Genomic DNA, 9,680 nt, shown 5'->3' with positions numbered 1-9,680 from the left:
TTAATATTGTTATAGATATTATAACTCACCTCTTTTACTTTTTCTTGAATAATAACATCTTTTTTAAAAGGTTTTTTTTTAGGTTCATCTATACAAGAAATAAATAATAATGAAATTAGAATAATTAGGTATTTCATTTGAATTTTATTTTAAAATTTATAAAAAATAACATTATCGCAAATAAAACAGTTGAAAAAATTAATCCAAATTTATAATCCGTTTTAGTTGCCTCAATATAATAATATAATCTATTTGAATAATTTTTGAATTCAGATTCTTTAAAAATCACGTCTTTAATTCTAAAACCATTTCCAGATGTTCTAACTCTTTCACCAAAATAAGTTTCATAATAAATTGAAGCGATAGGAGTACTGATCGGATAATTGTTTTTGTTAGAACTTTGGATTAAATTGGAATTGTTTTTAGGTAAATAACTGAATTTTCCGAGATGTTCTAAGCTAAATAATAATAAAAAGCCGGCAATAAATGATAATAAAAAAACACCTAATATTTTTTTATTTATAGTAATTGTTTTAGTAGTTTTCATTCAATTCAATATTTAATTGTAAATTAAAAAAATTTTTATGACGAAAAAAGAGCTAAATAAAGTTATTCAAAATAATAGCTACACATTAGAGGATTATCAAATTATTCTGTGTTTTTGTGAAAAATATTACAGAGTTTTTACAAATCCCGATTTTTTTAATGAAGATCTAAGTTTAAACCAATTAAAAGAAAAATTCCAGGATTTTATCATAACGATTTCTAATAAAAATGGAATAGAGCCAAGAGGAATTCTGCAATTTGACATGCTTCTTATTGAATACCAGCGGAAAATCGAACTTGAATTCAAATCGTAATTTTATTTTTTTTATTACTGCTAACACCGTTTAGACCAAAATCTACTGTATTTGTAAGTTTAAATTCAACTTCTTCACCATTATTATTTTGAGAATTTGTGATTTTACCTTTAGTATTTAATAAAAATCCTACTTGCGCGCCAAGATCTAAACTCACATTTTTTAGAAAATATATTTTAGCTTGAACCGGAATATCAATATAATCAAGATCTGTTTCGATAGAATAAAATTCAGAAAAGCTTTTGTCTTTAACATCAATCAAACCACCTTTTCTGTTATAAATAATTTCAGATTGAAGCGAGAATAAATCGTTTAATTCTAATTCGGCAACACCGCCAAAATTTATTCCTGAATTTCCGGTATTAATACTTTTCCCTGTGTGAAAACCGGATAAGTTTCCGCCGGCTTTAATACCAAAGTGAATATTTTTTTGCGCAAAGCCTGAAGTTGAAATTGCCAAAAAAAGAAGAATTAAAATAAATCTACACTTCATAATTAATGAATTTATTTATACGAATGATTAAAAATAAAAAACCCGATTAAAAAATCGGGTTTTTTCGGTCTCTTTTTAAAAGAATTATTTATTGGTTAGCTAAAATCCAATCTCCATTTTCTAATAAAGGAATGGCTTGTTTATATTTTAGCGTTTTATTTTCACCGCTCACTACATTTTTTATGGTTACTTTATCATTTCGACCAATTTTGGGTTGTTCTCTAACAATAGTCTCAGTAACTTGTGGTTGCTGTTGTGCTTGTTCTCCTGCAGCTCTGTTTTGAGCGGCACGTTCATCTATATTGGGGATTTCTTCCTTACTAGTTTCAAGCTTTTCTTTAGGACGTGTTTCACGCGCTTCTTGAATATTATTATTTTCCTGTTGCGGAATTTCACCTTTAAATAAGAATGAAATTACGTCTCTATTCACATTTTCCAGCATTTCTTTGAAAAGTTCAAAGGCCTCGAATTTATAAATAAGTAACGGGTCTTTTTGTTCGTGAACCGCTAACTGAACGCTTTGTTTTAATTCATCCATTTTTCGAAGATGTGTTTTCCAAGCGTCATCTATAATGGCGAGTGTAATATTTTTTTCGAAATCGGTGATGAGTTCTTTTCCTTCGGTTTCGTATGCTTTTGCCAAATTGGTAGCTACTTGCAAGGTTTTGTTTCCATCAGAAAAAGGTACAGCAATTCGCTCGAATCTGTCGCCTTGCTCTTCATAAACACGTTTAATTACCGGGAAAGCTAATTCAGCATTACGCTTCATTTTTACCTGATAATGTTCGTAAGCGTTTTTATAAATTTCAGCTGAAATTTTTTGAGCAGACATTTTTCCGAATTCTTCCTCTGTAATTGGAGAATTCATCGAGAAATAGCGAATTAATTCAAATTCAAAGTTTTTATAATCTGCAGCGTTTTTATTTGTTTCCGTAATCGATTCAGAAATATCAAACAGCATATTTGCGATATCTACGCGTAATCGTTCTCCAAATAAAGCGTGGTAACGACGTTTGTAAATTACTTCACGCTGGGCGTTCATTACATCATCATATTCTAATAAACGTTTACGAACACCAAAATTATTTTCTTCAACTTTTTTCTGCGCACGCTCGATAGACTTTGAAATCATTCCGTGTTGAATAACTTCACCTTCTTCAAGTCCCATTCTATCCATTAATTTAGCGATACGTTCGCTACCGAAAAGACGCATTAAATTATCTTCTAAAGAAACGTAGAATTGTGAACTTCCCGGATCTCCTTGACGACCTGCACGACCTCTTAACTGTCTGTCGACACGTCTGGAATCGTGACGCTCGGTACCAATAATTGCTAAACCACCGGCTTCTTTTACTTCTTTGCTTAATTTAATATCGGTACCACGACCTGCCATGTTTGTAGCAATTGTTACGATACCAGATTTACCGGCTTCTTCTACAATATCGGCTTCTTTTTTGTGCAATTTCGCGTTTAATACATTATGCGGAACGTTTCTGATTTTAAGCATTCTACTTAACAATTCAGAAATTTCTACCGATGTTGTACCAATTAAAACCGGTCTTCCGGCACGTGATAAATTGGTAACTTCTTCGATAACCGCGTTGTATTTTTCACGTTTTGTTTTGTAAACTAAATCTTCTTTATCTTTTCTAGCGATGGGTCTATTGGTTGGGATTTCAACAACATCTAATTCGTAAATTTCCCAGAACTCTCCAGCTTCCGTTACGGCAGTACCCGTCATTCCAGAAAGTTTATTATACATTCTGAAATAATTCTGAAGCGTTACCGTTGCGAAAGTTTGCGTAGCATCTTCAATTTTTACATTTTCTTTCGCTTCAATTGCTTGGTGTAAACCATCGCTGTAACGACGCCCGTCCATAATACGACCGGTTTGTTCATCAACAATTTTTACTTTATTATCCATCACCACATATTCGGTGTCTTTTTCAAATAAAGTATAAGCTTTTAGCAATTGACGTAAAGTGTGAATTCGTTCACTTTTTACGCTAAAATCTCTGAATAATTCTTCTTTTTTCTCTGCTTCTTCTTCTTTCGATAAATTTTGATTTTCGATTTTGGAAATTTCCATTCCCATTTCTGGCATTACAAAGAAATCAGGATCTTCTTTACCGGATAAAAATTCAACTCCTTTGTCGGTAAGATCTATTTGGTTATTTTTTTCTTCAATTACAAAATACAATTCAGCATCAACCTTTGGCATTTCGCGGTTGTTGTCTTGCATGTAATGATTTTCTGTCTTTTGAAGCAATTGTTTAATTCCTTCTTCACTTAAATATTTTATAAGTGCTTTGTTTTTTGGAAGTCCGCGGTAAACTCTTAACAATAAAAAGCCGCCTTCTTTTGTATCGCCGGCAGCGATTAATTTTTTTGCTTCCGCTAAAACACCTACTAAATATTTTCGTTGAACTTCAACAATTTTTGAAATCTGTGGTTTTAAAACGTCAAATTCGTGAACATCCCCTTTTGGAACCGGACCGGAAATAATTAATGGCGTTCGAGCATCATCAATCAATACTGAATCGACCTCATCGACAATAGCATAATTATGTGGACGTTGAACCAAATCACTAGGTGAGTGGCTCATATTATCACGCAAATAATCGAAGCCAAATTCATTGTTAGTTCCGTAGGTAATATCTGCATTGTAGGCTTTTCTTCGCGCTTCAGAATTTGGTCGGTGATAATCTATACAATCTACACTTAAGCCGTGAAAATTAAATAGCGGTGCCATCCAAGCGCTATCACGTTTTGCTAGATAATCGTTTACGGTAACCAAATGAACACCGCGACCGGTTAATGCATTTAAATATACAGGAAGCGTTGCCACTAAGGTTTTACCTTCACCGGTTTGCATTTCGGCAATTTTACCTTGATGCATTGCCACACCACCAATTAGCTGAACATCATAATGGATCATGTCCCACTTAATTTCTTTTCCGGCAGCGTCCCAAGAATTTTTCCAAATGGCTTTTTCTTCTTCTAAGGTTACATAATCTTTAGTTGCAGATAATTCCCTATCGAATGGGGTAGCGGTAACTTCGAGTGTTTCGTTATGAAAAAATCGTTTTGCCGTTTCTTTTACTACGGCGAATGCTTCAGGAAGAATTTCATTTAAAACGTCTTCAGAAATTGTTTTCACTTTTTCTTCTAACGCATCAATTTGAGCATAAATATCTTCTTTTTCACTAATATCTTCTGAGGCTTCAGATTTTTCTTTTAGCGATTGGATTTCTGCTGTAGTTGCTTTGGTAGCTTCAGAAATTTTTTCTTTAAAGCTTACGGTTTTGTTCCGCAGTTCGTCTAAGGAAATTTTTTCTAATTCGCTCTCGAAGGATTTTATTTTATCTACAATGGGCTGGATTGCTTTTACATCTTTTTCAGATTTATCGCCCACGAAAATTTTTAATACAGAGTCTAAAAAACTCATAACGTTTAATGGTTTTAAATAGTATTCAAATGTAAGCAAAAAAAAAGCCTCGAATTGAGACTTTTTACTATTGTTTTTTTGCTTTTCTAATATTCATCTTCATTCCAAAGATAATCATCATCTGTGGGATAATCGGGCCATATTTCTTCGATTGAATCGTATGAGTCCCCTTCGTCTTCGATCGATTGTAGATTCTCTACAACCTCCAGCGGAGCTCCGGTTCTAATTGCGTAATCAATTAATTCATCTTTCGTAGCCGGCCAAGGAGCATCACTTAAATAAGATGCTAATTCTAATGTCCAATACATTTGATTATCGTGTTTAATTTTTGCAAAAATAAATTTTTCGACGTAAATGTCAAGTAAAAAATCTATTATTTCACTATTATTTTTAAGAACTTATGGTTTATAGTGCTTTGCACACTTTTTCTGAAGTGTTTGTGTGTTAGCTTTTTTCGGGCATCCACTTAATTTCTTCAGCGTTTAAATCTTTAGTCAACTTTCGTGCCAGCACAAATAAATAGTCTGATAAGCGATTGAGGTATTTTAAAATATGCTCATCGAAAGCTTCAATGTCATAAAGCGCACTTGTTAAACGTTCGGCTCTTCGACAAACGCAACGTGCTATGTGACAATATGACACGGTTGTATGACCGCCGGGAAGGATAAAATGCGTCATTTCTGGCAAATTTTTATTCATCTCATCGATTTCATTTTCTAATTGCTCGAGATGTGAAGTATTAATTTTTGAAATGTTAAGGCGTTCTTTCCCGTTTTTAAGTTTTGCTTTTGCAGGATCGGTTGCTAATTCTGCTCCGAGTGTGAAAAGATTTTCTTGAATTTGCTTTAAGATAGATTTGGTGTGCTGGTCTATTTCTTGATCTCTAACCAAACCAATATTTGCGTTAAGTTCATCTACGGTGCCATAACTTTCAATACGAATGTGGCTTTTAGGAACTCGCGTACCGCCAAAAAGAGCAGTTGTACCTTTATCTCCGGTTTTTGTATATATTTTCATTGTTTTTCTGTTGAAGTGCTAAAGGTAAAAAATAGAATAGAGAAGTGGTAATTTCTTTCAGGTTGATTCTGGTTACGTTAAATTTTCATTTTCTTCTTCCCGTTCTATTTTTCTTTCTTTTATGCGCTGTTTAAAACTTTTTGCGCTTCGGTTTTCACGGCGAGATTTATTCCTTTTATTGTTGGCGATTACCAAAAAAAATAATACTGCTAGAATAGCAAAAACAAAAAATAGTTGGGTTAGGGGAGAGAAATCTTCAAAATTCATAGGTGTTATTTATGGCGTTCATCGCTTTCAATAATTCCATCGCGTAATCTAATAATTCTATGGGCGTGTTCTGCAATATCTTCTTCGTGAGTTACTAGAATTACGGTATTTCCTGCGGCATGAATTTCATCGAAAAGTTTCATGATTTCAACGGAAGTTTTTGAATCTAAATTTCCAGTAGGTTCATCGGCTAAAATGATGGAAGGTTTATTTACCAACGCTCGTCCAACGGCTACACGCTGGCGTTGACCCCCCGACAGTTGATTTGGTTTATGATCCATCCGATCGCCCAAACCAACATTTTTTAAAACTTCTTTGGCTCTTTCATCTCGATCTTGTTTCGACTTTCCCGCATAAATCATGGGTAAAGCTACATTATCGAGCGCGGTAGTTCTGGGTAATAAATTAAAGGTTTGAAAAACAAAGCCGATTTCTTTGTTTCTTATTTCAGCTAATTCATCATCGGTTAATTTACTTACATCGTGATTGTTTAAAATATAGGTGCCAGAAGTTGGCGTATCTAAACAACCGAGCAAATTCATTAAAGTAGATTTTCCGGAACCGGAAGGGCCCATAAAAGCAACGTATTCTCCTTTTTCGATAGTAAGATCAATTCCTTTTAAAACTTTTACGGTTTCTTGCCCAAGTTGAAAATCTCTTTTTATTTCTTTAATCTCTATTACGTTGCTCATTGCAGTAAACTGTTTTTGGTATGACGTTTTTTAAGATAACTTGTTACAATTACAAACGTATTTTAAAATGCTCTTTGTTTTGTTCTTTTCTGAAAAAAACTAAACCTAAATAAAAAGTATCGATAGTTACAGTAACATTTTTATTTTCTTTTATTTCTTCCCAAGCTTGGTTCATTTCTTTCGACCAATGAAGTCCTTCCATAATCACCAAGCTATCATTATGAATTTTTTTTAGTGCTTCTTCAAAAAGATGAAGTGTGCTTTCTTTTTTTCGCGTATTGCTAATAAAAAAACAATCTATTTTTTTTCGATCTACAGAAATTTCTTCCTGAATAAATTCTTGTCGGCAAAACTCAATATTAGAAAATTCGTGTTTTTCCAATTTTTCTCGCGCTACTTTTTGGGTTTCCTCGCAATTATCAATCGTTACGATTTCGCAGTTTTTATTGGAAGCAAAGCACGACGTTCGAATTCCCATTTGGGTACCAATTTCTAAGACGCTTTTAAATTCCAAATAGTCTATTAAGCGCGTGAGAAATTTGCTCCTTTTCCAAGAAGTGGCATAAACTTTTGCGAGTTTAGAAACTTTATAGGTATTCGCTTTAAAAAAAGTGCTGCAATTTGGTTGAATTTCAACTTTTTGTTCTTCTTGAAATAAATCTTTTCGGTATTCACCAATTTTTCTATATTCCGGGCGGTTTTTTCGATTGTAAAAACACTTGGTAACTAACTGATAGATAAATGGTGAATGAACTCCATGTTGATTGGTAGCTGAAAAAATAAAATTAAAATAAGATTTAAGCTGATACCATCTCATTAGCTTTCCATTTTTGCCGACAAATCGAACCAACGTTCGGTTTTCGCTTCAATTTCATCAATAATCGTTTGTAATTCTTGCGATTTTTTATTGATTTCATCTTCAGCTAAATCGTTTAAAAATTCTTGTTGAAGCTTTTCTTTTTCGCGTTCTAGTTTAGCAATTTCTCGCTCTAATTTTTTATATTCTTTTTGTTCGTTATAGGTTAGTTTTTTCTCGTTATCTGAAGTTTTCCAGTCTTTTTTAGTAACTGTTTCTTCTTTCTTTTCTGAAGTTTCGGGTGAACTGCTTCCTTCATAAGCACGATAATCTGAATAATTTCCAGGGAAATCTTCAATAATTCCTTTTCCTTTAAATACGAATAAGTGATCTACAATTTTATCCATAAAATACCGGTCGTGCGAAACCACGATTAAACAACCCGGAAAATCTAACAAGAAATTTTCGAGTACATTTAAGGTCACAATATCCAGATCGTTAGTAGGTTCATCGAGTATTAAAAAATTAGGGTTTTGAATAAGAACCGTACATAAATATAAGCGTTTTCGCTCTCCACCGCTTAATTTTTCAACAAAATCGTATTGTTTTTTTCTGCTGAATAAAAACTTTTCTAAGAGTTGTTGTGCAGAAATTTGCCGACCTTTTTTTAATGGAATATAATCGCCAAATTCGCGAATCACATCAATTACTTTCTGACCGGGTTTTACCTCGATTCCTTTTTGTGTGTAATAGCCAAACTTTATAGTTTCGCCAATTACAATTTTTCCGTTATCGGGTTTTTGACTTCCAATTAATGTGTTGAGAAAAGTAGATTTTCCTGTTCCATTTTTACCGATGATTCCCAAACGTTCGCCTTGCTGAAAATTATAACTGAAATTTTCAAACAATAATTTATCATCATAAGCTTTTGAAATATTATGGAGCTCGACTATTTTATTTCCGAGACGTTCCATGTTAATTTCTAATTGAACTTTTTGCTCATTTCTGCGTTTTGAAGCGCGTGCTTTTATTTCAGAAAAATCATCTATTCGAGATTTAGATTTTGTGGTTCGCGCTTTGGGTTGGCGCCGCATCCAATCTAATTCTTTTTTATAAAGTTGTTTTGCTTTTTCGGTGTTGGTTTTTTCATTTTCAATTCGCGCATCTCGTTTTTCAAGATAATAGCTGTAATTTCCTTTGTAACTGTAGAGATTTCCTTCGTCTAACTCAATTATTTCATTGCAGACGCGCTCTAAAAAATAGCGGTCGTGCGTAACCATAAAAAGGGTGAAATTCTCTTTTTTAAAGAATTCTTCCAGCCATTCGATCATTTCTAAATCTAAGTGGTTTGTAGGTTCATCTAGAATTAAAAGATCGGGTTTGTCGAGCAACGTGTTCGCTAAAGCAAGCCTACGTTTTTGTCCGCCGGAAAGTAAGTTGACTTTTTGGTCGAGATTTTCGAGCTTTAATTTTGAAAGAATTTGTTTGTATTGCGTTTCGAAATCCCAAGCTTGTTTTGCATCCATTAAATCGAATGCTTTTTGATAGTTTTCGGTATCGTGCGGATTTTTTAGTGCTTTTTCATATTGAGCAATAATGCGCAGGGTTTCATTTTCAGAAGCGAAAATGGTTTCTTCTACCGTAAGATTTTCATCTAATTTCGGGTCTTGTGCTAAAAAAGCGGTTTTTAGATTATTACGGTAATTTACTTGACCGCTATCGGGAACATCATCTAATGCTAAAATATTGAGCAGCGAAGTTTTTCCGGTTCCATTTTTAGCGATGAGTCCAATTTTTTGACCTTCATTTATTCCGAACGAAAGATCTGAAAATAGCACGCGTTCTCCGTATGCTTTGGCAATATGTTCTACTGAAACGTAATTCAAGATGTTTTTCTTGCAAAGTAAAAAATAAAATGCTCAGGAAATTAGTTGCGGTAGGGAATTTTGAAAAAAATAGTTGAAAATGATAATGATTTAGTTAATAATAAAATTTCGTTCAAATTTTATTTCAACTATATTTAAAAAATATAGCTTTTTATTAAACCATTCTAAACTTTTCATCGTATTATTATGCATTTAACCGATAACTTATTATATTAAAAATA

At 33.1% G+C, this 9,680-nt stretch carries 10 protein-coding genes; 1 reads left to right on the top strand and 9 read right to left on the bottom strand.

From position 1 onward, the window contains the following. Positions 1-133 precede the first annotated feature (133 nt). Positions 134-547: a hypothetical protein gene (locus ACFFGL_RS02255; protein WP_309727401.1), complete on the bottom strand. Its 414-nt coding sequence runs from the start codon at positions 545-547 to the stop codon at positions 134-136. A 37-nt stretch (positions 548-584) separates the two neighbouring features. Between ACFFGL_RS02255 and ACFFGL_RS02250 the strand changes: the two genes are divergently transcribed. Then, on the top strand, positions 585-860 hold the full coding sequence (locus ACFFGL_RS02250; protein ID WP_309727400.1) for a hypothetical protein: 276 nt from the start codon (positions 585-587) through the stop codon (positions 858-860). Here the strand turns inward: ACFFGL_RS02250 and ACFFGL_RS02245 are convergent. The 8 genes from ACFFGL_RS02245 to ACFFGL_RS02210 all read right to left on the bottom strand — a co-directional run bounded on the left by ACFFGL_RS02245 (position 850) and on the right by ACFFGL_RS02210 (position 9,459). Continuing rightward, positions 850-1,353: a porin family protein gene (locus ACFFGL_RS02245; protein WP_309727399.1), complete on the bottom strand. Its 504-nt coding sequence runs from the start codon at positions 1,351-1,353 to the stop codon at positions 850-852. The two genes, ACFFGL_RS02250 and ACFFGL_RS02245, sit on opposite strands and share 11 nt — an antisense overlap. Before the next feature lie 88 nt (positions 1,354-1,441). Further along, on the bottom strand, positions 1,442-4,801 hold the full coding sequence (gene secA, locus ACFFGL_RS02240; protein ID WP_309727398.1) for a preprotein translocase subunit SecA: 3,360 nt from the start codon (positions 4,799-4,801) through the stop codon (positions 1,442-1,444). Between the two features lie 86 nt (positions 4,802-4,887). After that, positions 4,888-5,109, bottom strand: a complete 222-nt coding sequence (locus tag ACFFGL_RS02235; protein ID WP_013187564.1) for a DUF2795 domain-containing protein — start codon at positions 5,107-5,109, stop codon at positions 4,888-4,890. Between the two features lie 136 nt (positions 5,110-5,245). Next, complete coding sequence (locus ACFFGL_RS02230) at positions 5,246-5,818, bottom strand: cob(I)yrinic acid a,c-diamide adenosyltransferase (protein ID WP_309727397.1); 573 nt, start codon at positions 5,816-5,818, stop codon at positions 5,246-5,248. A gap of 72 nt (positions 5,819-5,890) precedes the next feature. After that, a complete protein-coding gene (locus tag ACFFGL_RS02225) occupies positions 5,891-6,085 on the bottom strand; it encodes a hypothetical protein (protein WP_309727396.1) in 195 nt (64 codons plus the stop codon). A 5-nt stretch (positions 6,086-6,090) separates the two neighbouring features. Next, a complete protein-coding gene (locus ACFFGL_RS02220; protein WP_309727395.1) occupies positions 6,091-6,777 on the bottom strand; it encodes an ABC transporter ATP-binding protein in 687 nt (228 codons plus the stop codon). A gap of 49 nt (positions 6,778-6,826) precedes the next feature. Further along, positions 6,827-7,594, bottom strand: coding sequence for an O-methyltransferase (locus tag ACFFGL_RS02215; protein ID WP_309727394.1), 768 nt, complete (start codon positions 7,592-7,594; stop codon positions 6,827-6,829). Next, a complete protein-coding gene (locus ACFFGL_RS02210) occupies positions 7,594-9,459 on the bottom strand; it encodes an ABC-F family ATP-binding cassette domain-containing protein (RefSeq protein ID WP_309727393.1) in 1,866 nt (621 codons plus the stop codon). Before ACFFGL_RS02210 ends, ACFFGL_RS02215 begins: the two co-directional genes overlap by 1 nt. Positions 9,460-9,680 lie beyond the last annotated feature (221 nt).

The organism is Mesonia maritima, assembly GCF_042433895.1.
In the GTDB taxonomy this organism is placed as follows: domain Bacteria; phylum Bacteroidota; class Bacteroidia; order Flavobacteriales; family Flavobacteriaceae; genus Mesonia; species Mesonia maritima.
This window is presented reverse-complemented; position numbering and strand designations above follow the sequence as displayed.